Annotated in this window: 22 protein-coding genes; 7 read left to right on the forward strand and 15 right to left on the reverse strand. The window is 71.5% G+C overall.

Annotated elements, in window-relative coordinates:
* Positions 1–22 precede the first annotated feature (22 nt).
* Complete coding sequence (gene yddG, locus G537_RS0100570; protein WP_026868458.1) at positions 23–919, forward strand: aromatic amino acid exporter YddG; 897 nt, start codon at positions 23–25, stop codon at positions 917–919.
* Here the strand turns inward: yddG and G537_RS35730 are convergent.
* The 5 genes from G537_RS35730 to G537_RS35735 form a co-directional block, all read right to left on the reverse strand.
* On the reverse strand, positions 916–1,821 hold the full coding sequence (locus tag G537_RS35730) for a DMT family transporter (RefSeq protein WP_051247590.1): 906 nt from the start codon (positions 1,819–1,821) through the stop codon (positions 916–918). The two genes, yddG and G537_RS35730, sit on opposite strands and share 4 nt — an antisense overlap.
* Before the next feature lie 90 nt (positions 1,822–1,911).
* The gene (locus tag G537_RS0100580) at positions 1,912–2,346 is read right to left on the reverse strand and encodes a cupin domain-containing protein (RefSeq protein ID WP_081688501.1); all 435 of its coding nucleotides are present in this window, start codon (positions 2,344–2,346) and stop codon (positions 1,912–1,914) included.
* On the reverse strand, positions 2,343–2,942 hold the full coding sequence (locus G537_RS0100585) for a glutathione S-transferase (protein ID WP_026868460.1): 600 nt from the start codon (positions 2,940–2,942) through the stop codon (positions 2,343–2,345). Before G537_RS0100585 ends, G537_RS0100580 begins: the two co-directional genes overlap by 4 nt.
* A gap of 24 nt (positions 2,943–2,966) precedes the next feature.
* Complete coding sequence (gloB, locus tag G537_RS0100590; protein ID WP_026868461.1) at positions 2,967–3,737, reverse strand: hydroxyacylglutathione hydrolase; 771 nt, start codon at positions 3,735–3,737, stop codon at positions 2,967–2,969.
* A 171-nt stretch (positions 3,738–3,908) separates the two neighbouring features.
* Positions 3,909–5,795 carry a DNA/RNA non-specific endonuclease gene (locus tag G537_RS35735; RefSeq protein WP_064742049.1) on the reverse strand — a complete coding sequence of 629 codons (1,887 nt, stop codon included), beginning with the start codon at positions 5,793–5,795 and terminating at the stop codon, positions 3,909–3,911.
* A 109-nt stretch (positions 5,796–5,904) separates the two neighbouring features.
* On the opposite strand from G537_RS35735, the gene G537_RS0100600 reads away from it, so the two are divergent.
* From G537_RS0100600 to G537_RS0100615, 4 genes are all read left to right on the forward strand, one after another.
* The gene (locus G537_RS0100600) at positions 5,905–6,663 is read left to right on the forward strand and encodes a class I SAM-dependent methyltransferase (protein WP_026868462.1); all 759 of its coding nucleotides are present in this window, start codon (positions 5,905–5,907) and stop codon (positions 6,661–6,663) included.
* Between the two features lie 245 nt (positions 6,664–6,908).
* Entirely contained in the window at positions 6,909–7,772 is an 864-nt protein-coding gene (locus G537_RS0100605) for a chorismate mutase (protein ID WP_026868463.1), read from the forward strand.
* 8 nt (positions 7,773–7,780) lie between these two features.
* The gene (gene hisC, locus G537_RS0100610; protein ID WP_026868464.1) at positions 7,781–8,884 is read left to right on the forward strand and encodes a histidinol-phosphate transaminase; all 1,104 of its coding nucleotides are present in this window, start codon (positions 7,781–7,783) and stop codon (positions 8,882–8,884) included.
* Positions 8,881–9,828 carry a prephenate/arogenate dehydrogenase family protein gene (locus G537_RS0100615; protein ID WP_034850306.1) on the forward strand — a complete coding sequence of 316 codons (948 nt, stop codon included), beginning with the start codon at positions 8,881–8,883 and terminating at the stop codon, positions 9,826–9,828. Before hisC ends, G537_RS0100615 begins: the two co-directional genes overlap by 4 nt.
* Before the next feature lie 169 nt (positions 9,829–9,997).
* On the opposite strand, the gene G537_RS0100620 is transcribed toward G537_RS0100615, so the two are convergent.
* A complete protein-coding gene (locus tag G537_RS0100620) occupies positions 9,998–11,008 on the reverse strand; it encodes a DUF2125 domain-containing protein (protein ID WP_026868466.1) in 1,011 nt (336 codons plus the stop codon).
* Positions 11,009–11,134: 126 nt separating this feature from the next.
* Here G537_RS0100620 and G537_RS0100625 point away from each other — a divergent pair, with 126 nt between their 5' ends.
* Positions 11,135–11,746 carry a gamma-glutamylcyclotransferase gene (locus G537_RS0100625; protein ID WP_051247592.1) on the forward strand — a complete coding sequence of 204 codons (612 nt, stop codon included), beginning with the start codon at positions 11,135–11,137 and terminating at the stop codon, positions 11,744–11,746.
* A 13-nt stretch (positions 11,747–11,759) separates the two neighbouring features.
* Here G537_RS0100625 and G537_RS0100630 read toward each other — a convergent pair whose 3' ends face one another.
* The 6 genes from G537_RS0100630 to G537_RS0100655 form a co-directional block, all read right to left on the reverse strand.
* Positions 11,760–14,009: an adenosylcobalamin-dependent ribonucleoside-diphosphate reductase gene (locus G537_RS0100630; protein ID WP_026868468.1), complete on the reverse strand. Its 2,250-nt coding sequence runs from the start codon at positions 14,007–14,009 to the stop codon at positions 11,760–11,762.
* 91 nt (positions 14,010–14,100) lie between these two features.
* The gene (locus tag G537_RS0100635; RefSeq protein ID WP_026868469.1) at positions 14,101–15,276 is read right to left on the reverse strand and encodes a serine hydrolase domain-containing protein; all 1,176 of its coding nucleotides are present in this window, start codon (positions 15,274–15,276) and stop codon (positions 14,101–14,103) included.
* Between the two features lie 104 nt (positions 15,277–15,380).
* Positions 15,381–15,794: a DoxX family protein gene (locus tag G537_RS0100640; RefSeq protein ID WP_026868470.1), complete on the reverse strand. Its 414-nt coding sequence runs from the start codon at positions 15,792–15,794 to the stop codon at positions 15,381–15,383.
* Positions 15,795–15,850: 56 nt separating this feature from the next.
* On the reverse strand, positions 15,851–17,407 hold the full coding sequence (locus G537_RS0100645; RefSeq protein WP_026868471.1) for a hypothetical protein: 1,557 nt from the start codon (positions 17,405–17,407) through the stop codon (positions 15,851–15,853).
* Between the two features lie 5 nt (positions 17,408–17,412).
* Positions 17,413–18,168 (reverse strand): lysophospholipid acyltransferase family protein, encoded by a 756-nt coding sequence (locus G537_RS0100650; protein ID WP_026868472.1) that lies wholly within the window; start codon positions 18,166–18,168, stop codon positions 17,413–17,415.
* Positions 18,169–18,174: 6 nt separating this feature from the next.
* Positions 18,175–18,798 (reverse strand): YdcF family protein, encoded by a 624-nt coding sequence (locus G537_RS0100655; RefSeq protein ID WP_245578837.1) that lies wholly within the window; start codon positions 18,796–18,798, stop codon positions 18,175–18,177.
* Between the two features lie 194 nt (positions 18,799–18,992).
* On the opposite strand from G537_RS0100655, the gene G537_RS0100660 reads away from it, so the two are divergent.
* Positions 18,993–19,697, forward strand: a complete 705-nt coding sequence (locus tag G537_RS0100660; protein WP_026868474.1) for a DUF3426 domain-containing protein — start codon at positions 18,993–18,995, stop codon at positions 19,695–19,697.
* 3 nt (positions 19,698–19,700) lie between these two features.
* On the opposite strand, the gene G537_RS0100665 is transcribed toward G537_RS0100660, so the two are convergent.
* From G537_RS0100665 to G537_RS0100675, 3 genes are read right to left on the reverse strand one after another with little or no spacing between them, the layout of a single operon-like run.
* Positions 19,701–20,660 carry an ABC transporter permease gene (locus tag G537_RS0100665; RefSeq protein ID WP_026868475.1) on the reverse strand — a complete coding sequence of 320 codons (960 nt, stop codon included), beginning with the start codon at positions 20,658–20,660 and terminating at the stop codon, positions 19,701–19,703.
* Positions 20,644–21,591: an ABC transporter ATP-binding protein gene (locus tag G537_RS0100670; RefSeq protein ID WP_026868476.1), complete on the reverse strand. Its 948-nt coding sequence runs from the start codon at positions 21,589–21,591 to the stop codon at positions 20,644–20,646. Before G537_RS0100670 ends, G537_RS0100665 begins: the two co-directional genes overlap by 17 nt.
* A gap of 7 nt (positions 21,592–21,598) precedes the next feature.
* On the reverse strand, positions 21,599–22,771 hold the full coding sequence (locus tag G537_RS0100675; RefSeq protein WP_064742050.1) for a COG1470 family protein: 1,173 nt from the start codon (positions 22,769–22,771) through the stop codon (positions 21,599–21,601).
* Positions 22,772–22,848: the final 77 nt, after the last annotated feature.

A 22,848-nucleotide genomic window follows, 5' to 3' on the forward strand; every position in this document is an offset into this window, starting at 1 on the left:
GCTTTCACCCGCAGCGAACGCCATGCCCCCCGACCTCGCCGCCATCCGGCGCGCCACGCTGATCGGCGGTACCGCCGTGCTGATGTGGGCGACGCTCGCCCTGCTCGCGACCTGGTCGCGTGCCATACCGCCCTTCCAGCTGACCGGCATGGCCTTCGCCGTCGCCTTCCTGATCGGGCTCGGCTGGATGGCGCTGCAGGGCCGGTCGCCGCTGGCGGCCGCCCGGCAGCGGCCGGCGGTCTGGCTGCTCGGCGTCGGCGGGCTGTTCGGCTACCATCTCGTCTTCTTCATGGCGCTGCGCCTGGCGCCGCCGGTCGAGGCCAATCTGATCAACTACGCCTGGCCGCTGCTGATCGTGCTGTTCTCCGCCCTGCTGCCGGGAGAGCGGCTGCGCTGGTGGCACATCGCCGGGGCGGCGCTCGGCCTGCTCGGCGTCGTGGTGCTGATCGGAGGAAGAGGCGTCGTCTTCGATCCGCGCTTCGCCCTGGGCTACGGCGCCGCCATGCTGTCGGCGATGATCTGGGCCGGCTATTCGGTGCTGAGTCGGCGGATCGGCGCGGTGCCGACCGAGACCGTCGGCTGGTTCTGCGGCGGCACCGCCCTCCTGTCCCTGCTGTGCCACCTGGCGCTGGAGGAGACGGTGGCGCCCGACGCCGCCGGCTGGGCGGCGGTGGCGGGGCTGGGCCTGGGGCCGGTCGGCCTCGCCTTCTTCGTCTGGGACCACGGGGTCAAGCGCGGCGACATCCGCGCCCTCGGCGCCTTCGCCTATGCCGCGCCGCTGCTGTCGACCCTGCTGCTGATCGCCTTCGGCGAGGGCATGTTGACCCCGGCTGTCGGCGCCGCCTGCGCCCTGATCGTCGGCGGGGCGGTCCTGGCCGGGCGCGATCTCTGGGCCCGGCGAGGGGCGGCAGCCGCCTAGCCGAGATCGAGCACGACGCCGGAGCGGCGGCGGGTCTCGCGCCACAGGATGTAGAGACCGCTGCCGATGACGACGGCGGCGCCGGCCATGGTGACGGCATCGACCGTGTCGCCGAACAGCACCAGCCCGTACAGCACGCCCCAGATCATCTGGCTGTACTGGAACGGCGTCACCGCGCTGGGCGGCGCCCATTGCAGCGCCCGGATCAGCAGGATGTGCCCGGCGGCGCTGAGCACGCCGCCGGCGGCGAGGCCGAGCAGTGCCGCCGCGTCGGGCGTCACCCAGACGAAAGGCAGGACGGCGCCGCCGCCGCACACCATGGCCAGGAACAGGGTCGCGAGCTGGGCGGCATCGGTTTCGCGCCGGCCGATCCGGCGTGAGACGATCAGCGAGACCGAGAAGAAGACCGGCGACGCCAGCGCCGCGGCGTGGCCGGCGTCGAGCGCCGCCAGCCCCGGGCGCAGCATCACCAGGATGCCGGCGAAGCCGACCACCACCGCCGCCCAGCGGTGGCGCCCGACCGTCTCGCCCAGGAACGGGACCGACAAGGCGGTGACCAGGATCGGCGCGGCGAAGAGGAGGGCGTAGACATCGGCCATCGGCAGCCGGCCGAAGGCCCAGGCGGCCGAGATGGCGGCCGCTGTGATCAGGGCGCTGCGCAGCAGCGTCGGGCCGGGCAGGCGCGGCCGCAGCCGGTCCCAGCCGCCCGCCCGCACCGCATGCCCGGCGGCCACCGGCAGGGCGAACAGGCCGAAGAAGAAGAACAGCTCGAAAGCCGAGAGGCCGCGGCTGCCGATCAGCCATTTCGAGACGGCGTCGCCGGCCGAGAAGCAGGCGAAGCCGGCGACGGCGCAGGCGATGCCGACGCCGATCCGGTCGGCACCGATGGCGAGGCTGGTCATGGGGCGATCCGCAGGCCGAGGCGATGCCGGATTCTTAGCAGAGGCTGGGGATGAAAGCCTTTGCAATCAGTGGGACGTGGCCCCTGGGCTCTACCCCAGCTCCGGCCGCCAGCCCGGCGGCGCCAGGGTGAAGCCTTCGAAGCGAAAGGCCGGGGCCACGACGCAGCTGACCAGGGTCCAATCGCCGAGGCTGCGCGCCGCCTGCCACTGCCCCTCCGGCACCACCGCCTGGAAGCGGTCGCCGGCCAGGAGGTCGGGGCCGAGGCGCAGAACCTCGCCCGCCCGCCCGGTCTCGGCGATCGACAGCTCCAGCGGCGCGCCGGCCTGCCAGATCCAGATCTCCGGCGCGTCGACGGCGTGCCAGTGCGACACCTCGCCGGCCCGCAGCAGGAAATGGATCAGCGAGGCCCGGCCGCGGCCGCCCTCCGGCGGCGGATCGCGCCACAGCTCGACATAATGCCCGCCCTCGGGATGCGGCTTCATGCCGAGCTTCGCGATGATCGCGTCGGGCGTCATCGCGGTCATGCCGGCGCCGTCGCGGCGTAGGAGGGGCGCCGGGCGAAGCCCTCATGCCAGGCGGCGAGGCGCGGATGGTGGTCGCGCCAGCCCCAGTCGGCGAAGCGAAAATCGAGATAACCGAGAGCGCAGGCGGCGCCGATCGCGCCGACGGTCAGCGGGCCATCGAGCTCCGCCGCCTCGGCCTCCATCCGGTCCAGCGCGGCCAGCACCTTGGCCTTCTGCCGGTCGATCCAGGGCTGGTGCTGCCGCTCTGCCGGGCGCAGCGTCAGCTCGTAGCGGATCAGGAGCGCCGCGTCCTGCAGCCCGTCCGCCAGCGCCAGCCAGCGCAGCGCCCGCCAACGGCCAGGACCCGAGGCCGGGACCAGCTTCGGCCCGTCATGCAAGGTGTCAAGATACTCGCAGATCACCGGGCTGTCGTAGAGCGGGCCGAGTTCGGTCTCCAGCACCGGAATCTTGTTCAGCGGGTTGTGCGCCGATAGGCCGCTAGCCGGGTCCTCCGTATTGGTCGGCACCGCCTCGACCCGATCGTCGAGGTCCGTCTCGAGGAGCAGGATGCGAACCTTGCGGGCGAAGGGCGAGGTCGGGCTGTAGAGAAGCTTCATGATCGTCCCGGGTTGGAGAAGCTTTCAGAACCGGTCCTTGCGGTCGCGGATCTCGGCGAAGACGGCGACGGGATCCGCCCCGGCCATGCCGATCGCGGCCTGCAGCTCGGGCTTGTCGGCCCGCAGGAACGGGTTGGCCAGCTTCTCGCGGCCGAGCTGGGCCGGGATGGTCGGCGCGCCGCTCTCCCGCGCGTCGTCGACATCCTCGGCATAGGCCTGCAGCACCGGGTTGGCGCCGTCGACGGTCAGCGCGAAGCGGGCGTTCGACTGAGTGTATTCGTGGCCGCAATAAATCCGGGTGGTGTCCGGCAGCGCCCGCAGCTTCAGGAGGCTGGACCACATCTGCTCGGCCGTGCCCTCCAAGAGACGGCCGCAGCCGAGCGCGAACAGGGTATCGCCGCAGAACAGCACGCCGGCCTCCTCGAACCAGAAGGCGATGTGGCCGGCGGTGTGGCCCGGCACCTCCAGCACCGAGCCCCGTGCCGCGCCGACCATGACGTGGTCGCCTTCGGCCACGCCACGGTCGAGATCGGGGATGCGATGCGATTCCGCCGCCGGGCCGACGATCGAGGCGCCGTAGCGCTTCGCCAGCTCGTGGTTGCCGCCGACATGGTCGCCGTGGTGGTGGGTGTTGAGGATCCAGTCCAGCCGGCCGCCCTTGGCCTCCAGCTTCGCCGCGACCGGGTCGGCCTCGCCGGGGTCGACCACGGCGACCATGCCGGTCGACTCGTCCTCCAGCAGATAGGCGTAGTTGTCCTTCAGGACGGGGATCAGCGTGACGCGGAGCGAGGCCATGCGTCCTCCTGGACAGCGGGGTCGGACGGGTCGGGGCAGCATAGCCCCTCCTGCCCGTTCCCAACACCGTCATTGCGAGCGCAGCGAAGCAATCCAGGGCTGTTTGGCGTGGCCCCTGGATTGCTTCGTCGGCTTCGCCTCCTTGCAGTGGCGATTAGGGGCAGGCGATGATCACAGCTCGATATCCGCAAGGCTTTCGATCAGCGTCACCCGCGGCAAGGATTCGATCGCGCCGCGGCGACCGCGCCGGCGAGCCGGCGCTGCCCGGTCATCGGCGGCCTTGAGATCTCCGAAATCGAGACCGGTCCGGCTTTCCAGCTCCGCGATCGGCAGCTGGTAGAGCCGGAATCTCTCCAGCCCCAGCGCCTCGATCCGGTTCAAGAGGTCCTCCTGGGTCAGGAGGAAGGCCTTGGCCTTGAGGGCGCCGGCCTCGACATAGGCCACGATCTTCCAGTAGTCGCGCGGGATGGCGACGCTGCGATAGACCGGGTCGTCGTCGCGGAACACCGGGCCGCCCAGCACCGAGACACGGAGACGCTCGACCTCCGCCTCCTCCAGGATCGCATTCTCCAGGAGGCCCCAGAGGCCGTTCAGCCCGGACTGATTGTAGGCCTCGTGCTGCGGCGCGATGTTGGTGAAGTAGAAGGATTCGCGGTTGGCCCGCGCCGCCTCCTCCGGCGGGCCCCAGACCAGGTCCTGGCGCCGGGCGATATGGCCGCGGTCCAGGCGGTTGTCGGCGTAGAGCGAATCATCGGTCTGCCACTTCGCGTCGACCAGCGGGTCGAGCGCGAATTTCAGCCCGCTGCGGCTGAGCAGCCGGATCTGGCCGCCATCGACGTTCCAGGCCACCCAGCGGGCCAGGCGGCGGGACTTGCTGAGCGCGAGCGAGAAGTGGGTGTGGCGGATGACAGGGGAGCCGCCGACCTTCGCCGCGTCCCTGTCCTGCGCCGGCGACAGCGCCGGCATCGGCACGGCTTTGCCCAGGAACTCGGGGTCGTAGCCGGCGGCGGCCGCCACCGGCTGGGCCAGCGCGGCCTCCGGCGGGGTCGGCTCGATCTCCAGCTTCTTGAACACGGCCTCGGCGGAGCAGGCGAGCGCGTAATCGCCCTCGCTGGCGTCGGCGCCGTCGGCCTCGCCGCCGAAATGCAGGCCGAGCATGACGTCGGTCGGGTCGCCCTTGTCGTCAAGGGCGAGCCAGACCGAGCCGGAATCGCCGCCCTTGCTGATCTCGTCCTCCGCCGCCGGGCGGTCCGGGTCGGGGCCGATCTCGAAGCCGCCGATCCGCTTGGTGCCGATCTCTTCGCCGTAGAACAGCTTCACCGTGGTCTCGATCCGGGTGACGATGCCCCAGGTGACGCCGGTGGTGCGGCCGGACTTCACCACCCGGTCGCCGAGCTCCGGCCGGCCCAGCCGGGCGACCTTGACCCCGAGATCGAGAATCTTCGGATCGACGCCGCGGCCCTCGATCCGGGCGATGGCACAGTCGCCCGCCAGGCCGAGATGGCTGCGCACCAGCACGCCGCACCGGTTGCTGTCGACCCGGTTGTCGTCGAACGGCCCCGGCTGGACGACGGTGTCGCCCAGCCGCCCCTCCTCGCCATGCAGCACATGCCAGTTCGACAGGATGTGCGGCCGGCCGTCCTGCCGGTCGTAGACGATGCAGCCCAGCGTGCCGGCCGTGCCCGAGGGATGGCTGACGCTGATGCCGGGCACCAGCGGGTCATGGCGCAGCTTGCGCGCATCCTTGATCACCTGCGGCACCAGCTGCCAGGACGGCTTGTAGCGCCGCTCGACCACGTCGGTCGGGATCTTGACGCCATCGACCGTAATGCTCTTCGGCAGCGGCGGAATGCCCTCCTCCACCAGCGCCTGGGGCGCGACCTTGCGGCCGACGGTGAACTGGATGCACAGCTCGCCGGTCGGCTTGCCGCCTTCGGTCTTCATGCCGATCCCGACCGAGGTGACGTTCGGATGGTCGAGATAGAGGTCCGCGGCCTCGCGGGCGGCCTGTTTCAGGCGCTCCGGGTCGATCCTGCGAGGCTCGGGCTTGCGGGCCATGAAGCGACTCCTGAATTATCCTGTTGTGCGGAAGCCGACACGGCGATGGGTCAAAGCCGGCCGCCGATGCGTTATCCTATCGTGAGCGAGGCCCTGGGACGACGGCCGGATGTACAGCGACGTCATCGATCTGCGTGAATTTTACGAGACAAGCCTGGGCCTCGTGGTGCGCCGCATGGTGCGCCGCCAGATCCGCACGCTGTGGCCGGACACGCACGGCCAGATCATCCTCGGCCTCGGCTACGCCACGCCGTTCCTGCGCCCCTTCCTGGGCGAGGCGGAGCGGGTGATCGCCTGCATGCCGGCCGAGCAGGGCGTGACCCACTGGCCGCCGGATGGCCGCGGCCTTGTGGCGCTGTGCGAGGAGACCGACCTGCCGCTGCCGGACATGTCGGTCGACCGGGTGCTGCTGGTGCACGGGCTGGAGGCGACCGAGCAGCTGGGCGAGCTGATGCGCGAGATCTGGCGCGTGCTGAACGGCAGTGGCCGGCTTCTGGTGGTGGTGCCGAACCGGCGCAGCCTGTGGGCACGGTCCGACCGCACCCCTTTCGGCCACGGCAAGCCCTATTCCGCCAACCAGCTGAACCAGGTGCTGCGCCAGCACCAGTTCGTGCCGGAGCGGGTGGCCCGCGCCTTGTGGCTGCCGCCGACCCGGTCCCGCTTCCTCCTGTCCACCGCCCCGGTGTGGGAGGAGATCGGCGCCCGCTGGTTCCAGCGCGTCGCCGGCACGGTGATGATCGAGGCGTCGAAGCAGATCTACCAGCTGTCGCGCGGCAAGAAGCTGCGCGCCCGGCGGCCGGTGCTGGTGCCGGTCGGCTCGCCGCAGCCGGTGCTGGGCGTGCAGCGCGAGGGCGAGGAACCGGGCTGAAACCGCTTCCGAACACAATGGTGTTTGGGCTTTGGCCATACCCGAATGAGAACAAAAGAAGAACGAAAGATCAATCAAAATCGCGCCGGCCCGCAAGCCGATCGCTCCATCCACCGCTCCGGGTCCAGGGCCCGAATGCGTCAATCCTACGATGCGTAAAACCCAAGATGTTTCCTTTGCTTTCACCCCTTCGCCGTTCTACATCTGATCGCCCTCGACCCGGCAGGTTCCAGCCCGCTCAGACGATGCCAGACACGCCCCAGACGCTCGACTCGTTGCGCCGGCGGATCGACGAGATCGACGACGCGATCCATGACCTGATCATGCAGCGGGCCGCGCTGGTGCACGACATCGCCGCCGCCAAGAACGGCGACCCGCTGGCGATGCGGCCGGGCCGAGAGGCCGCGATCCTGCGCCGGCTGGCGGCCCGCCACGCCGGTGGCTTTCCGCTGCCCGAGCTGACCCGGATCTGGCGCGAGCTGATCGCCGGCTGCACCCGCATGCAGGCCCCCTTCGCCGTCGCCGTGCACGCGCCGGAGAGCCGGGGCGAGCTGTGGGACCTGGCGCACGACCATTACGGCAGCCACACCCCGATGACCGCGGTGGCCGGGCCGATCCAGGCGATCCGGGCGGTCCATGACGGCAGCGCCGCGGTGGCCGTGGTGCCCTGGCCGGTCGAGTCCGACGCCGATCCCTGGTGGCAGGTGCTGCTGTCGGACGACCCGCGCACGCCGCGGGTCGTCGGCAGCCTGCCCTTCGTGGTCACCGAGCGGCACCGCGACGAGCCGCTGGCCCTGGCCGTCGCCCAGATCGACCCCGAACCGACCGGCGACGACCACGCCCTGATCGCGGTCGAGGTCACGGGCGACATCAGCCGCAGCCGGCTGAAGCAGACCTTCGAGGCCGCCGGCCTGCCGCCGGTGGCGTTCTGGACCCGGCCGGCCCGCACCCCCGAGGACTCCGCGATCCATCTGGTCGACGTCGCCGATTTCGTCGCCGCCGGCGACGGCCGGCTGGCCACCCTGGCCGGGCCGCTGGAGGAGCTGGCTCCCCGCATCCGCCTGATCGGCGGCTTCGCCACCCCGATCACCATCGGCCGCCGGAGCTGAGACTTCCGATGACTGCGATCCAAGCGCCCCGCCCCCGCCCCGGCCTGCTCGACATCGACCCCTATATCGGCGGCGAGGCCAAGACGGTGCCGCATCCGAAGCTGGGCCGGCCAATCCGGCTGGCTTCGAACGAGGGCGCCTTCGGCCCGAGCCCGAAGGCCATGGCGGCCTATCGCGAGCTGAGCGGCGAGATCCACCGCTACCCCGACGGCGGCTGCAGCGCGCTGCGCGAGGGGCTGGCCCGGCGCTACGGCCTGGACGCGGAGCGCATCGTCGCCGGCGCCGGATCGGACGAGCTGATCGCGCTCCTGGCCAAATGCTATGCCGGGCCGGGCGACGAGGTGCTGTACAGCCGGCACGGCTTCCTGATGTATCCGATCGCCGCCAAGGCGGTGGGCGCCACGCCGGTGGCGGCGCCGGAGGCTGACCGGAAGACCGATGTCGACGCGTTGCTGGCGCATGTCACGCCGCGCACCCGCATCCTGTTCCTCGCCAATCCGAACAACCCGACCGGCCATCTGCTGCCGAAGAGCGAGGTCGAGCGGCTGCACGCGGCGCTGCCGCCGGAGACCATCCTGGTGCTGGACGCGGCCTATGCCGAATACATCGACGACCCGGCCTACAGCCCCGGCGCCGATCTGGTCGACCGCGCCCAGAACGTCGTCATGCTGCGCACCTTCTCGAAGATCTACGGCATGGGCGCCCTCAGGCTCGGCTGGGCCTATGCTTCGGCCGCGATCACCGACGTGCTGAACCGGGCCCGCGGCCCGTTCAACGTCAGCGCCGCGGCGCAGGCCGCGGGCGTGGCGGCGCTGGCCGACCAGGAGTTCGTGGAGAAGAGCCGCGCCCACAACGCCGAATGGCGGCGATGGACTGCGGCGGAGCTGGAGGCGCTGGGCCTTTCCTCCCTGCCCTCGGCCGGCAACTTCCTGCTGGTCGATTTCGGCGGGCGCGATGCCGAGGCGGCGCGGCTGTTCCTGAAGGACAAAGGCATCCTGGTCCGCCAGATGGGTGCCTACGGCCTGCCGACCTGCCTGCGCATCACCATCGGCACCGGGGAGGAGATGCGGGCGGTGGTCGACGCCCTGGCCGAGCATCTGCGCGGCCGATGAACGCGGAGACGCCCGCTCCGGCGCCGATCTTTCGGCGCCTGGCGCTGCTGGGTATCGGCCTGATCGGGTCGTCCGTGGCGCGAGCCTGCCGCAAGCACGGGCTGGTCGGCGAGATCGTCGGCCATGCCCGGCGGCAGGAGACCCGCGACGAGGCGATGGCGCTGGGCTTCCTCGACCGGGTCGAGGCCGATCCGGCGGCGGCGGTGGCCGGCGCCGACGTCGTCATGATCTGCGCCCCGATGGGCGCTTACGAGTCGCTGGCACGGGCCATCGCTCCGGCCCTGGCGCCGGGCGCGGTCGTCAGCGATGTCGGCTCGGTCAAGGGGCTGGTGGCGAAGACTGTCGCGCCGCATCTGCCGAAGGGCGTGCATCTCGTGCCCGGCCACCCGATCGCCGGCACCGAGCATTCCGGCCCGTCCGCCGGCTTCGCCGAGCTGTTCATCGACCGCTGGTGCGTGCTGACGCCCGAGCCGGGCACCGATCCCGAGGCCGTCGCCAAGGTCGAGGCGCTGTGGCGCGGCATGGGCATGATGGTCGAGACCATGACCGCCGAGCACCATGACCGGGTGCTGGCCATCACCTCGCATATCCCGCATCTGATCGCCTACACCATCGTCGGCACCGCCTCGGACATGGAGGAGGCGACCAAGGCCGAGGTGATCCGCTTCTCCGCCGGCGGCTTCCGCGACTTCACCCGCATCGCCGGCTCCGACCCGGTGATGTGGCGCGACGTCTTCCTGACCAACCGGGAGGCGGTGCTGGAGGTGCTGCAGCAGTTCACCGAGGATCTGGTGCGGCTGCAGCGCGCCATCCGCCGCGGCGAGGGCGACACGCTGCAATCCTGGTTCACCCGCACCCGCGCCATCCGCCGCGGCGTCGTCGACGCCCATCAGGAGGAGATGGAGCCGGAGAAGGCGGCGCGCCTGACCAAGGAAGAGGACTGAGGGCGCCGCATCCACGAGTTGGATCGTCATCCCGTGCGCGCTGCGATGCGCAGTATCGCAGCGCAGACACGGGATCTCGGCGCAGTTGCCGAAGAGATCCCGGGCGCGGCGCATCACTCCGTGCTGCGCCGCGCCCGGGATGACGGGTCAGTGTTTCGAGCCGCTGCTATTACTGCGCCCAGCGGATCTCCGGCAGCTTCGCCACCTGCAGCGGGCCGAAGGAGACCTTGCCCTTCTCGATCGCGATCGGCGCGGTGACGGTGCGGGTTCCGTCCGCCGCCGGCTGGCCCGCCATGAGGTCGAGGCCGACCTTGGCGAAGCCGGCGTCGCGGTCCTTGACCAGGCCGGCCTTCTGCAGGTCGTCGATCACCGCACCGTAGCCGCGGATCTTCGCCGTCAGCGTGCCCTGGGGCTGCAGCTTGTCGTCGAGGTCGAGGGTGCCGTCGGCGTCGATCGTCAGCGGCCCCCAGCGCAGCGCCAGCCTGTCGACCCGCAGCTTGCCGCCGGCGGCGCGCCAGGCCGCCAGTTCAGGGGCGGTTGCCGCCTTGGGCGGCGTGCCCAGCACCGTCAGCCGCGCCGCCACCAGGTCGACTCGCCGGCCCATGGCTTCCAGGCCGAGATCCGGCGTCTCGATGCCTTCGATGTCCAGCGACGCGGCGGCGCCGGCCCCGGCCTCCTCCGGCGCCCGGTCGACGGAGCCGTTGACCCGGTCGACCGGCAGCGGCGCCTGCAGCAGGCCGCCCGTCAGCTCGACCTGGGACAAGGTCAGCAGGACCCGATTCGGCTTGCCGTCGGTGCCGATGCGGGCGGTGCCGCTGCCCGACCCCTTGACCTCGGCGATCAGGGCCGGGCTGCCCGGCAGGGTGACTCGCTGCGGCGGCGCGATGGTGAAGCCGATGTCCGGCAGGGTCCATGGCTTGGCGGTGGCGACCACCCCGGCGGCGGTCCAGGTGAGGCCGTCGACGCGGCGAAGGCTGGGCGCCTGCGATTCAATGGTGAAGGTGAGGGGGAAGCCCTCGACGCTCAGCGTGCCGGGGTCGACCGTCACCCCCGGCGGCGGATTGGCGGCGAAGGCCTGCGCCTGCGCCTGCACCTTGCCCGCAGCCCAGTACCAGCCGCCGGCCCAGCCGGCGGCGACGAGGACGAGGAGCGTGGCGGGGACGGCAACGATGCGGCGCATGGAGGATCCCGGGCAGTGGCACGAGGAGGGCACGTGGCCGCGACCGGCGCCCGGAGTCAAGCCGAAGCAGCGGAACGCGACACGACGCCCCTCCCCTTCGCAGCTGCGAAACGGTACATCTGGGGGATGGCCGATGGTCACCATGATTGGAAGACGCCGAACCTGAAGCTGACCCCGGGCGAGCCGCTCTGGGTGTTCGGCTACGGCTCGCTGATGTGGAATCCGGGCTTCCCCTTCCTCGAGCGGCAGCCGGCGGTGCTGCATGGCTATCACCGCCGCTTCTGTGTGCTGTCGCACCGCTACCGCGGCACGCCGGAGCGCCCGGGGCTGGTGCTGGGCCTCGACCGCGGCGGGTCCTGCCGCGGCATCGCCTTCAAGGTGGCGGCGGACGACGTCCAGGCGGTGGTCGCCTATCTCTGGGAGCGCGAGATGGTGACCGGTGTCTACCGACCGAGCCTGAAGCAGATCCGGTTGCCCTCCGGCCCCGTCACCGCCTGCTGCTTCCTGGCCGATCGCGGACACCGCCAGTATTGCGGTGCGCTGGACGTGGAGGAGACGCTGGCGATGATCCGCACCGGCGTCGGCAGCAGCGGACCGAACCGCGACTACCTCCTGAACACGGTCGAACATCTGCGCGAGCTCGGCATCCGCGACGGCGCCCTGTTCGCGCTGGCCAAGCGGGTGGCGGAGGCGGCGGAGCACGCCCCGGCATCGCAGCCCGCAGTCGAAGTCGCGTAGGACGCCCCGGCCGCTACCCGCAGCGCGAATAGCCGCAGTTGAGGCAGGTGTCGCAGCCCTCCTGCCGGATCAGGGTCGGATGGCCGCATTTCGGGCAGGATCGGCCCGGCGGCCGGCCCGGGTTGCCCGCCGGCTCGGCCGTCACCTCGACCGCCACCTCCGGCACGATGCCCTCCGGCTTCTTCAGGAAGCCGGTCGCCACCATGTGCCGCTCGATCGTCTCGCCGATCGCGGCCAGGAGCGAGGGCACGTAGCGGCCGCCCATCCACTGCCCGCCGCGCGGATCGAACACGGCCTTCAGCTCCTCGACCACGAAGGCGACGTCGCCGCCGCGCCGGAACACGGCGCTGATCATCCGGGTCAGCGCCACGGTCCAGGCGTAGTGCTCCATGTTCTTCGAGTTGATGAAGATCTCGAAGGGCCGACGCTGGCCGTCGATCATCGTGTCGTTGAGGGTGACATAGATGGCGTGGTCGCTGTCCGGCCAGCGCAGCTTGTAGGTCTCGCCCGGCAGCACCTCCGGCCGCGGCGAAGGCACGCTGAGACCGGGCGCCTCGGCCGCCTTCTGCGGCCGCGCCTCCAGCACCGCGCCGGTGATCGGGTTCGGCCGGTAGGTGGTGCAGCCTTTGCAGCCGAGGGCATAGGCCTGGGCGTAGACGTCCTTGAAGGCATCGAAGGACAGGTCCTCCGGGCAGTTGATGGTCTTGCTGATCGAGCTGTCGATGTGCTTCTGCGCCGCCGCCTGGATCGCCAGATGGTCGGCGGGCGCCAGCGTCTGGGCGTCAACGAAGTAATCCGGCAGCGGCGCGTCGGGGCCGTGGATCTCGCGGAACAGGCGGTAGGCGTGGTTCTCCACCGTCTCCGCCCGCCGGCTGCCGTCGGGCAGCAGCACGTTGCGGGTGTGGGTCCAGGCGAAGACCGGCTCGATGCCCGAGGCGACGTTGTCGGCGAAGAGCGAGATGGTGCCGGTCGGCGCGATCGAGGTCAGGAGCGCGTTGCGGATGCCGTGCCGGGCGATCAGGTCGCGGATCTCCTCCGGCAGCTCGGCGACGCCCGGCGCGGCGAGATACTGATCGCGGTCGAACAGCGGGAACGCCCCCTTCTCCGCCGCGATCTCGGCCGAGGCGCGGTAGGCGTGGCGCTTGATCGCGCCGAGCCAGTCCTCGACCAGCGCGACGGAGTCTGCCGAGCCGTAGCGCACCCCCAGCATCAGGAAGGCGTCGGCCAGGCCGGTGACGCCGAGGCCGATGCGCCGCTTGGCCCAGGCCTCGGCCTGCTGCTCCGGCAATGGGAAGCGCGACACGTCGACCACATTGTCCATCAGCCGGATCGCGACCGGCACGATCTCCGCCAGCGCCTCGTGGTCGAACCGGGCTTCGGGCGTGAACGGATCGACCACCAGCTTGGCCAGATTCACCGAGCCGAGCAGGCAGGCGCCGTAGGGGGGGAGGGGTTGTTCGCCACAGGGGTTAGTGCTTTGAATTTTTTCACAATATCTGAGATTATTCCGGGCGTTGATGCGGTCGATGAAGATCACGCCGGGCTCGGCCGAATCATAGGTCGAGCGCATGATCCGGTCCCACAGCTCGCGCGCCGGCACGGTGCGGAAGACGCGGCCGCCGAACACCAGGTCCCAGGGCGCGTCCGCCTCGACCGCCGCCATGAACGGGTCGGTGACCAGGACCGACAGGTTGAACATGCGCAGCCGCCCGGGGGTGCGCTTGGCTTCGATGAAATCGACGATGTCGGGATGGTCGCAGCGCAAGGTCGCCATCATTGCGCCGCGGCGGGAGCCGGCGGACATGATGGTCCGGCACATCGCGTCCCACACATCCATGAAGGAGAGCGGGCCGGAGGCGTCGGCCCCGACGCCGGCGACAGGCGCGCCCTTCGGCCGGATGGTGGAGAAATCGTAGCCGATGCCACCGCCCTGCTGCAGCGTCAGCGCCGCCTCGCGCAGATGGGCGAAGATGCCGGACATGCTGTCCGGCACCGTGCCCATGACGAAGCAGTTGAACAGGGTGACGTCGCGCCCGGTGCCGGCGCCGGCCAGGATGCGCCCGGCCGGCAGGTAGCGATGGCCGCGCAGGATGCCGAGGAACTTCCCGGTCCACAGCGCCGGGTCCGATTCGGCCGCGGCCACGGCGGTCGCGACGCGGCGCCAGCTGTCCTCGACCGTCTGGTCGACAGGCGTGCCGTCCGGCTGCTTCAGCCGGTACTTCATGTCCCAGATCTGGGTCGCGATATCGCCCGGCTCGGCCACGATGGACCTCCCGCAGACCGCCGCACCCCCAAAGGATGGGGGTGCGGCGGGGGCGGGTCAACCAGGGACAGTGGTTGGGTCCGCGGCCCCGCTATTCCAGCCCAGCATAGATCGCGCGGCGCAGATCGGCGACGAACGCGCCGTTCATGCCCTCGAGCGCGGTGTTGGTGAGGCCGACCACGGCCAGTCGCCGGGCCGGGTCGACGAACCAGGAATGGCCGTAGACGCCGCCCCAGCGCCAGGTGCCGGCCGTCATCGGCACTCCGGCCGCCGCCGGGTCGGTCACGATCACGAAGCCGTAGCCGAAGGTCGTGCCCGGCGTGTCCGGCATCGACAGGCCGGGGATCTGGCTGGTGGCCATGGCCTGCACCGTCTCGGCCTCGAGGATCGGTGCGCCGCCGCGGCGAAGGGCTTCGAGGAACACCAGGAAGTCGCCGGCCGTGCCCGCCATGCCGGCGCCGCCGGAGGGGTAGGAGGCGGGATCGAAGATGCGGCCGGGGGCATAGCTGAGCCCGGCGAAGGGCCGCGGCGCGGGGATGACGTAGCTCTCGCCCATCCGCACCGGCTCCGGCGCCGCATCGGCATAGGCGGCGGCCAGGCGCGCGCGGTCCGGCGGGGCGAAGCCGGTGTCCCGCATGCCGAGCGGATCGGTGACGCGGCGGCGCACGAGGTCCGGCAGGCTTTCGCCCGCCGCCTGCTCCAGCGCCGCGCCGAGCACGTCGAGCGCCACCGAGTAGGCCCAGGCAGAGCCCGGAGCGAAGGCGAGCGGCACCGAGGCGATGCGGCGCAGACCGTCCTCGAAGGACCGGCCCGGCGCGTCCAGCCCGTCGGAGACGCCGGCGCGGTGATAGGGGCCGTCCGCCGGTTCGGTGAAGCCGTAGATCAGGCCCGCGGTGTGGGTCAGCAGGTGACGGATGGTGATCACCGGCTCGCTGCCGTCGGCCAGCTTCGGCCGGAAGTCGGGCAGATACCTCGTGACCGGGTCGGCCAGGGCGATCCGCCCCTCCTCCACCAGCCGCAGGGCGGCGGCGGTGACGATCGGCTTGGTCAGGGAGGCGTAGAGGAACACCGTGTCCTCGCGCACCGGCCGGCCCGCCTCGCGGTCGGCCAGGCCGGCGGCGCGGCGGTAGACCAGTTGCCCGTCCCTCGCGACCAGCACCACGGTGCCGACGATGCGCTTGTCCGCGAGCGCCTTGTCGATCGCGGCGTCGATCCGCGGCGACAGGGCGGGATCGGCCGGCGTGGCATCCGGCAGAGCAATCGTCATCGGGAGGCTCCCTTCTCGAATCGGCATGCCGTCATCCAGGCATGCAGGTGTAGCCGCCGGACGGAGCCGGGCGCAACGCGCTGCCGAAGCCCGCCGGAGGACCGCTAGGCCCGGCCGATCAGCCTCCGCCGCAGCGTCAGGATCCGGCCGGGCCCGTGCGCCGCGGCGAAGAGCAGCCCGGCCAGGAAGGTGAAGTGGTCGACGAAGAAGCCGAACTCTGCCTGGTTCCCCTCCCAGCGCGCCGGACCATGGAAGGCGAAGGCCAGGAACACGACATAGACGCCGGCCAGCAGCGCCGCTTCCGAGAAATAGGCCCCGGTCAGGAAGCAGACCACCAGGAGGCATTCGAAGATCGCGGCCAGCCAGGCCAGGAGAAGCGGCGCCGGGAACCCCGCCATGGCGATGTAGCCGGCGGTGCTGTTCATATCCGTGACCTTGAAGGCGACGGCCATGAGGAAGACCGCGGCGAAGATCAGCCGGCCGACGAGAACGGCCACCAACTGCCAGGTTGTGTCCATCGTTTCCTCCCCCGAACAGGGCGAGCGTAACCGAGGCCGGGCAAGCGCCTCAATCGCTAGTCCGGCAAGGTCACCGGCCTGGCCGCGGCCAGGGGGCGGCGCAGCCGGTCGGGGTCGTGGTAGCGCCACAGCGGAATGCCGGCGCAGCGCTCCACCCGGTCCGGCATGCCGTAGCGGGCGATCACCGCGCGGGGCCTGAGGCCATCCATCAGGATGAACCCGAAGGGCGGCGCCCCGGCGCCGCCGGCCCAGTCCCGCCGGGCCCAGTCCTCATTGATGATCCAGTGATAGGGCGCGCCGTTGCGCGCCACCTGGGCGATCTGGACCCGGCGGCCGGAATGCAGCACCAGCGGCTTGGCCCACCAGTAGCCGGCGAGGCCGGCGACCGGCGCCTCATCCCCGAAGCAGGAGAGCGTTCGCGGCGGCTCGATCCGCCCCGCCAGCTGGTCCGGCCGGGCGCAGAGCGCGGCGCCGGCCACCAGCAGCGCCGCCGCGGCCGCCCCTACGGGCCAGCCGGGGACACGCAGCCGGTCGGCGGCGAGATGGGCGAGCCACAGCGCGGTCAGGAACAGCCAGGGCTGGAAATAGCGCAGGAAGGACTCGTCCCGGAAAATGCCGAACAGCACCACCGCCAGGAGCGTGGCCAGCGAGGACCCGGCGGCGAAGACGGCTATCCGGTCGGCCGGGGCGATCTCCCGCTCCCCGGCGGCGAGGCCGCGCAGCACAATGGCCGCCCGGACGACCGGCAGCAGGGCGAAGGCGATCAGGCCGAGATTGACCGCCAGTTCGGCCGCATCCGCCCGCCACAGCACGCTGCCGAGACGGGACAGGCCGTAGCCGATGCCGAGGTCGAGCTGCCGGCGATAGATCCCGTTCAGCGGGTTCGCCCAGCCCTGCAGCAGGAAGGCGGCCAGAGCCGCGGCGCCGATCGTCGCCGCAGCGGTCAGGGCGGCCGGTCGGATCCGGTGGACGAGGGCGCAGAGCAGCGACACCGCCAGGGCCGGGGCGGCGGCGTAGGGCAGGACGAAACTGTCGGACAGCACCCCGGCCAGGATCAGCCCGGCCAGCCCGATCAGGAATCCGGGGCTCGGCCGTTCCAGCTGGCGCAGCAGCAGGGCCAGGACCGCCGTTGCGATCAGGACCGCGCCGAAATGGAAGGTGACGACGAAGGGATAGACCAGCCAGTTCAGCGCGTAGAAGCCGGCCAACCCCCAGCCGAAGGCGAAGAGCAGCGCCGTCACCGCCGCCAGGGCGGCCACGGCCATGGCGGCGGACCGGCCGCCGGCGGCGCGATGCACCGCGGCGCCGAGCAGGAGGTAGAGCCCGAGCTGCAGCGCGGCGGCGACCGGCAGGGCCTGGCGGAAATCCGCCGTCGCCAGGTCGGCCAGGCCGTAGACCAGCATATCCGAAAAGACATAGGGCCCGGGTGTCAGGTGCCAGCCGCGCAGTGTGTCCAGCCCGCGGTGCAGGTCGTCGAACAGCGCCGGCAGGTAGAGCGCATCGGCATTGCCGATCGGCCCGGCGGCGCCCGGCAGGCGCAGCACCAGCCCCGTCGCCAGCAGCGACAGGCCGGCGACGGCGACGAGGAGCAGGAGCGGCTGGAGCCGACGCAATCCGCTCAGGCCGTGGCGGCGGTCCGGGCGGGACGCGGCGTCGGCGGCCCGCCGGCAGCGACCACCAGCCGCTCGGACGCCGTCTCCAGTTCCTCCTCCAGCCGCACCATCATCTCGTCGCGCGGCAGGCCGGGCGGGATCGGCGGCAGGAATTCGACCGTGATCGTCCCCGGCCGCTTGCGGAAGGCGCGGCGGCCCCAGAACACGCCGGAGTTCAGCGCCATCGGCACCACCGGCACGTTCAGCCCTTCATAGAGGGCGCCGACGCCGATGCGGTAGGGCCGCCAAGTGCCGGGCGCGGTGCGGGTGCCCTGGGGGAAGATCGCGATCGGCCGGCCTTCCGCCACCCGGACCTTGGCGTGGTCGATCATGCTGCGGATCGCCCGGCTGCCGGCGCCGCGGTCGACCGGGATCATGCCGGTCTTCAAGAGGTACTTGCCCCAGACCGGCACCTTCAGCAGCTCGGATTTCAGCACGATCGCCGGGTCGGGCAGCAGCAGGTGCAGCTTCAGCGTCTCCCAGGCCGACTGGTGCTTGGCGGCGACGATGCAGGCGCCGTCGGGCAGGTTCTCGCGCCCGACCACGCGGTAGTCGATGCCGAGGATGGTCTTCTCCAGCCAGTGCACCCCGCGCAGCCAGACGAAGATCCACGCCATCGTCGCGCGGTGCGGCAGGAACAGCGCCGGCAGCAGCGCGAAGCAGCACAGCGTGGTCCAGCCGAAGAACAGCAGGTTGAAGAGGGCCGAGCGCAGGATGGTCATGACGCCCTATATCCTGCCGAGCATGACACGCGCCAGCGCAACCAGGAATTTGTTGTATTCGGAGACGATCAGCCGCGCCGTGCCGGGCCAGGCCCACCAGCGGTCGAGATGCACCGTCCCCGGGTCGACCGGCTGCCGCCGGATCTCGATCTCCGGCATCGCCGCCCGGAACTCCAGCATGCTGCGCGGCATGTGGTAGTTCGAGGTGACGAGGCGCAGGCTGCGAAAGCCATGCGCCCGCATCCAGCCCGCCGCCTCCTGCGCGTTGCCGATGGTGTCGCTGGCAGCATAGCCGAGATCGACGCAGCAGCGCAGCGAATCGTCGGTCGGAGACAGGGCGAACAGCTCGTTCAGCTTGACGTCGCGATGCACGCCGCTGACCAGCAGGCGCTCGGCCGTGCCCCGCGCCAGCAGGTCGAGGCCGACGCGCAGCCTTTCGCTGCCGCCGGTCAGCACGACGATCGCGTCGGTGTGGTCGGGGTCGACCTCGCCGCCGCGCCCGGCCTGGGCCACGAACCACGCCAGGCCCGTTCCCCACGCCACCGCGAGGACGACGAACGCCAGCAACGCCCGACGCAGGCGGCGGCGCCAGGGGCGGGGTTTGGGGGACGGATCGGCGGTCATCGACATGAAGAACTGGTGTTGCGCCGCGGCCGCGGATCACGGCGCCCGGACAGGAAAGGGGCGGATCGTGGCAAGATTATGCGGCCGCGTCACGGCCCCGCTGCGCGACCGCCCGAGCCGCCGCCCCAACCCCTTCGCGCCGTTCACAAAATTGCCTCGGATGATATAGGCAGCGGCGGACCGGCATGCGATAACGCGCCATGATCGTCACCTGCCCCAGCTGTTCGACCCGTTATCTCGTCGACCCGGCGGCGATCGGCCCCGACGGCCGGCGCGTCAAATGCGCGCGCTGCGGCCATATCTGGCGCGAATCGTTGGTCGAGCCGGTGCCGCCGCCCCCGGCGGAGCCGCAGCCGGTGCTGGTGGGACCGGCGGCGACGCAGGCGGCGCCGTCGGCTGTGGGACACATCACCAACCTGCCGGTGGTGATCACACCTCGCCGGCGCGACGGGCCGGCGGTCGGCTTGGCGCTGGCGGTGCTGCTGATCGGCGGCCTGGCCGGGGTGGGGTATTTCGCGCGCGACTCGATCGTCCGCTTCTGGCCGCCGGCGATCCGCCTGTACGACACCATCGGCGTGCCGGTGACGGAACCGATCCAGACCGGCGCCCTGGGCCGCGGCCTGGTGCTGCGCGGGCTGGAGGTGCGGCGCGTCGCCGGCAACGGCGCAGAGCAGGTGGTGGTCACCGGCCGGGTCGAAAACCGGGCGCTGGTGACCCGGCCGGTGCCGCCGATCGAGGTGCGCCTGCTGGACGCCAGCCGCGCCGTGGTGGCCCGCACGCCGCTGGTCGTGACGACCGAGACGCTGGCGCCGGACCAGTCGGTGCAGGTGGCGGCGACGGTCGAAACCCCGCCCGACGCCGCCACGAGGCTGGAGATCGGCGCCCGGACGGGCGCCGCACCGTAGCCCCTATGCTCTGACCTCCTGGCGCAGGAACACCAGATAGGCCAGGACGAACAGCACGATCACCGCCGCGATCAGGGCCGTGAACTGCGGCCAGACCAGGAGGAAGCTCTGGCCCGCCGGCAGCGGCGCGCCGATCAGGGCGCCGTCGAGGTCGCTGTACAGCACCGGGCCGAGCGTCCGGGTGGCGGGGTTCAGAAGCGCCACCGTGATCTCGGCGAACAGGCCGTTCGGCGAGATCCGCGACAACGCCCGGGCGGTCTCGACATGCTCGATGTTCGGGCCCATCGGCCCCATCAGCGGCCCGGAGACGAGATCGGCGATCATCGAGGTGACCGGCGCCCAGAACATGCCCACGACCAGCCAGACCGCCAGCGCCGAGAGCGCCGCCGTGGCCGGCGACCGGAACAGCGTGGAGAACAGGAGGCCGACCGCCAGCCAGACGCCGCCGAAGACGATGGTGGCGAGGAGGAACCCCGCCATGCGCACGATCTCCTCCGTGCTCGGCGGCAGGCCGAGCAGCAGGATGCCGAGCCCGATCACCGCCAGCCACAGCGCCACCAGCGCGATCACCAGGGTCAGCAGGGCCGCGGCGAATTTGCCGAAGATCAGCCCGTCCCGGTAGATCGGCTGGGACAGCAGCCGCCCCAGCGTGCGCCGGCTGAACTCGCCGTTCACCGCGTCGAAGGACAGCGCGATCGCCACCAGCGGCACCAGGAAGCCGAGGATGGCGACGAAGGACGGCAGCGGCGCCTGCGACAGGGTGAAGAGGTTGAGGAACAGGAACGGATCCTGGCCGACCGTGTCGCGGATCGAGCGCAGCGCCGCGTAGGTGGCGCCGAGCGCGGTCAGGAACACCAGCGCCTCCAGGAGGCGCATGCGCACGCTGGTCAGGTGGTCGGCCGTCTCCTTCGCCAGCACCGTGCCGACGCCGGCCCAGGGGGAGCCTTCACGCCGCCGCCACATCGCCCGCCTCCTCGAATGTGCGCCGATAGATCTCGGCCAGACTGGGCTCGGCCAGGCCGAGCCGCTGCAGCGTGCCGCGGGCGCCGAGCACCGCGGCGGCCACGGCGTTGCGGATGTCGGTCCGGGCCTGGATCCGCCAGTGCCCGGGCTCGACCGGCGTGACCGCCTGCACCTCCGGCACGCCGCGCAGCAGCGTCTCTGCCCCCGGCAGGTCGGTCGCGACGTCGATCACCCAGCCGCCGCCCAGCACCCGGGCCGCCAGATCCTGCACCGTTCCGGACAGCACGATCCGGCCCCGATGGAACAGGGCGACGCGGTCGCAGACGCTCTGCACCTGGTCGAGATGATGCGAGGACAGCAGCACGGTGATGCCCGACTCCTTGAGGCCGCGGATCATCTCCAGGAACTCGTGCGTCGCATGCGGGTCGAGTGCCGCGGTCGGCTCGTCCAGGATCGCGATCTCCGCCCGCTTCATCAGGATCTCGGCGAGGCCGAGCCGCTGGCGCATGCCGCGGGAGAAGGTGGCGACCCGGCGGTCGGCGTGCCCAGCGAGGTCGACCTGGGTCAGCGCCTCGTCGATCCGGCCGCGGATCTCGGACCGGGGGATGCCGGCGAGCCGCGCTGTGTAGACCAGGTTGGTCGCGGCCGACAGCCCGTCATAGAAGCCGACCGCGTCGGGCAGGTAGCCGACGGCGCGCTTGACCGACAGCGGGTCGCGCATCGGGTCGCGGCCCAGCACCCGCGCCTCGCCCGAGGTCGCCTCGGTCAGGCCCAGCAGCATCAGGATGGTCGTGGTCTTGCCCGAGCCGTTGGGCCCGAGCAGGCCGACGATCTCGCCGCGCCGGATCTCGAGGTCGATGCCGTCCACGGCGGTGCGGTCGCCGTAGCGCTTGACCAGCCGGCGCGCGGACAGGACGACGTCCTCCGCCATGGCACGCCTACCGGCGCCCGAAGCGGAGGACCGTGGCGACCACGATCAGCACCGCGACGGCGATGATGGCGAGGCCGATCAGCCCCCAGCGGGTCGAGGTCTCGACCGTGATGCGGTAGTCGGCCGAGGCCGAGGCGGCGGGCTTGCCGCCGGCGCGGAAGGTGGCCTGGTAGTCGCCGGCGATCGCCTTCGCCGCCGGCGTGACCACGGCCTGCACCGGCTGCGACGCGCCCGCGGCCAGCGACGGGATCGACTTCGGATCGAACTCGATCTTCCAGCCGGCGGGCGGCGAGGCCGAGAGGTCGACGTCCTGCGCCGCCTCGCTGCCCGTGTTCCGCAGCACCAGGTTGAAGGTGGTGCCCTCGCCGGCGGTGGCGCTGCCGCTCAGCCGCCCGTCGTCGCCGACCAGGGACAGGCGCGGCTGGCCGGTGATGGTGGCGGCGAGGTTCAGCTGCGCCGTCGCCCCGTCGCCGCTGAAGCTGACATTGATCGGGTAGTTGCCGGCGGCGGCGTCGCGCGGCGGCGTGACCGAGAGCTGGACGTCCTTGCTCTTGCCCGCCTGGATCGGAATGGCCGTAATCTGCTGACTGCCATAGGCTTCGGTGAAGGAGGTCTCGAAGCCCTGCGGCGCGTCGGCCTGCAGGCTGACGGTGCTGTCGCGGCCGCTGTCGTTGGCGACGGTGATGCGGTACTGGAACGACGAGGTCGCGGTGCCGCGCAAGGCCGGCAGCTGGGTGGTCGCGGTCAGCTTCGCCGGCAGCTGTTCGCCGATGGTGACGGCGAGCGACAGGATCAGCGGGTCACCCTCGCCCGCCCCCTTCACGGTGATCGGATAGGTGCCCGGCTTGGCATCCGCCGCGGGCTCGAGCTTGAGCTGCAGCGGCACCTCGGCGTCGGGCAGCGCCGTCGCCGCGGCCACCGGTTGGCCGCCGCCCAGCACCGTGGCCTTCCAGCCCGCGGGCAGGCCTTCCACCGACAGCGGGATGGTCTGCGGCGGCCGGCCGTAGTCGTGCAGCGACAGGTCGATCGTGGTGGCTTCGCCCGCCCGGATGGTGAAGGACGGATAGCGTGTGGTCAGAAAGACGCCGGAGACGGGCGGCTTGGCCGTCTCCTGGGCCAGGACGGGAAGGGCGGATCCCGTCAGCAGCAGGAGGGCGGCGAACACAGCAGGGAAACGCATCGATGAAGCTCCGCGAGAGGATCTCGTGACCACTCGCCGGCATCACCGGCCGCGCCGCGCCATACGCCGCGTCGGGC

Source organism: Inquilinus limosus DSM 16000 (assembly GCF_000423185.1).
In the GTDB taxonomy this organism is placed as follows: domain Bacteria; phylum Pseudomonadota; class Alphaproteobacteria; order DSM-16000; family Inquilinaceae; genus Inquilinus; species Inquilinus limosus.

Excerpts from the sequence above, each read along its gene's own strand:
- yddG (WP_026868458.1), top strand. The coding sequence starts at position 23 with ATGCCCCCCGACCTCGCCGCCATCCGGCGCGCCACGCTGATCGGCGGT.
- G537_RS35730 (WP_051247590.1), bottom strand. The coding sequence starts at position 1,821 with ATGACCAGCCTCGCCATCGGTGCCGACCGGATCGGCGTCGGCATCGCC.
- G537_RS0100580 (WP_081688501.1), bottom strand. The coding sequence starts at position 2,346 with ATGACCGCGATGACGCCCGACGCGATCATCGCGAAGCTCGGCATGAAG.
- G537_RS0100585 (WP_026868460.1), bottom strand. The coding sequence starts at position 2,942 with ATGAAGCTTCTCTACAGCCCGACCTCGCCCTTCGCCCGCAAGGTTCGC.
- gloB (WP_026868461.1), bottom strand. The coding sequence starts at position 3,737 with ATGGCCTCGCTCCGCGTCACGCTGATCCCCGTCCTGAAGGACAACTAC.
- G537_RS35735 (WP_064742049.1), bottom strand. The coding sequence starts at position 5,795 with ATGGCCCGCAAGCCCGAGCCTCGCAGGATCGACCCGGAGCGCCTGAAA.
- G537_RS0100600 (WP_026868462.1), top strand. The coding sequence starts at position 5,905 with ATGTACAGCGACGTCATCGATCTGCGTGAATTTTACGAGACAAGCCTG.
- G537_RS0100605 (WP_026868463.1), top strand. The coding sequence starts at position 6,909 with ATGCCAGACACGCCCCAGACGCTCGACTCGTTGCGCCGGCGGATCGAC.
- hisC (WP_026868464.1), top strand. The coding sequence starts at position 7,781 with ATGACTGCGATCCAAGCGCCCCGCCCCCGCCCCGGCCTGCTCGACATC.
- G537_RS0100615 (WP_034850306.1), top strand. The coding sequence starts at position 8,881 with ATGAACGCGGAGACGCCCGCTCCGGCGCCGATCTTTCGGCGCCTGGCG.
- G537_RS0100620 (WP_026868466.1), bottom strand. The coding sequence starts at position 11,008 with ATGCGCCGCATCGTTGCCGTCCCCGCCACGCTCCTCGTCCTCGTCGCC.
- G537_RS0100625 (WP_051247592.1), top strand. The coding sequence starts at position 11,135 with ATGGCCGATGGTCACCATGATTGGAAGACGCCGAACCTGAAGCTGACC.
- G537_RS0100635 (WP_026868469.1), bottom strand. The coding sequence starts at position 15,276 with ATGACGATTGCTCTGCCGGATGCCACGCCGGCCGATCCCGCCCTGTCG.
- G537_RS0100640 (WP_026868470.1), bottom strand. The coding sequence starts at position 15,794 with ATGGACACAACCTGGCAGTTGGTGGCCGTTCTCGTCGGCCGGCTGATC.
- G537_RS0100650 (WP_026868472.1), bottom strand. The coding sequence starts at position 18,168 with ATGACCATCCTGCGCTCGGCCCTCTTCAACCTGCTGTTCTTCGGCTGG.
- G537_RS0100655 (WP_245578837.1), bottom strand. The coding sequence starts at position 18,798 with ATGTCGATGACCGCCGATCCGTCCCCCAAACCCCGCCCCTGGCGCCGC.
- G537_RS0100660 (WP_026868474.1), top strand. The coding sequence starts at position 18,993 with ATGATCGTCACCTGCCCCAGCTGTTCGACCCGTTATCTCGTCGACCCG.
- G537_RS0100665 (WP_026868475.1), bottom strand. The coding sequence starts at position 20,660 with ATGTGGCGGCGGCGTGAAGGCTCCCCCTGGGCCGGCGTCGGCACGGTG.
- G537_RS0100670 (WP_026868476.1), bottom strand. The coding sequence starts at position 21,591 with ATGGCGGAGGACGTCGTCCTGTCCGCGCGCCGGCTGGTCAAGCGCTAC.
- G537_RS0100675 (WP_064742050.1), bottom strand. The coding sequence starts at position 22,771 with ATGCGTTTCCCTGCTGTGTTCGCCGCCCTCCTGCTGCTGACGGGATCC.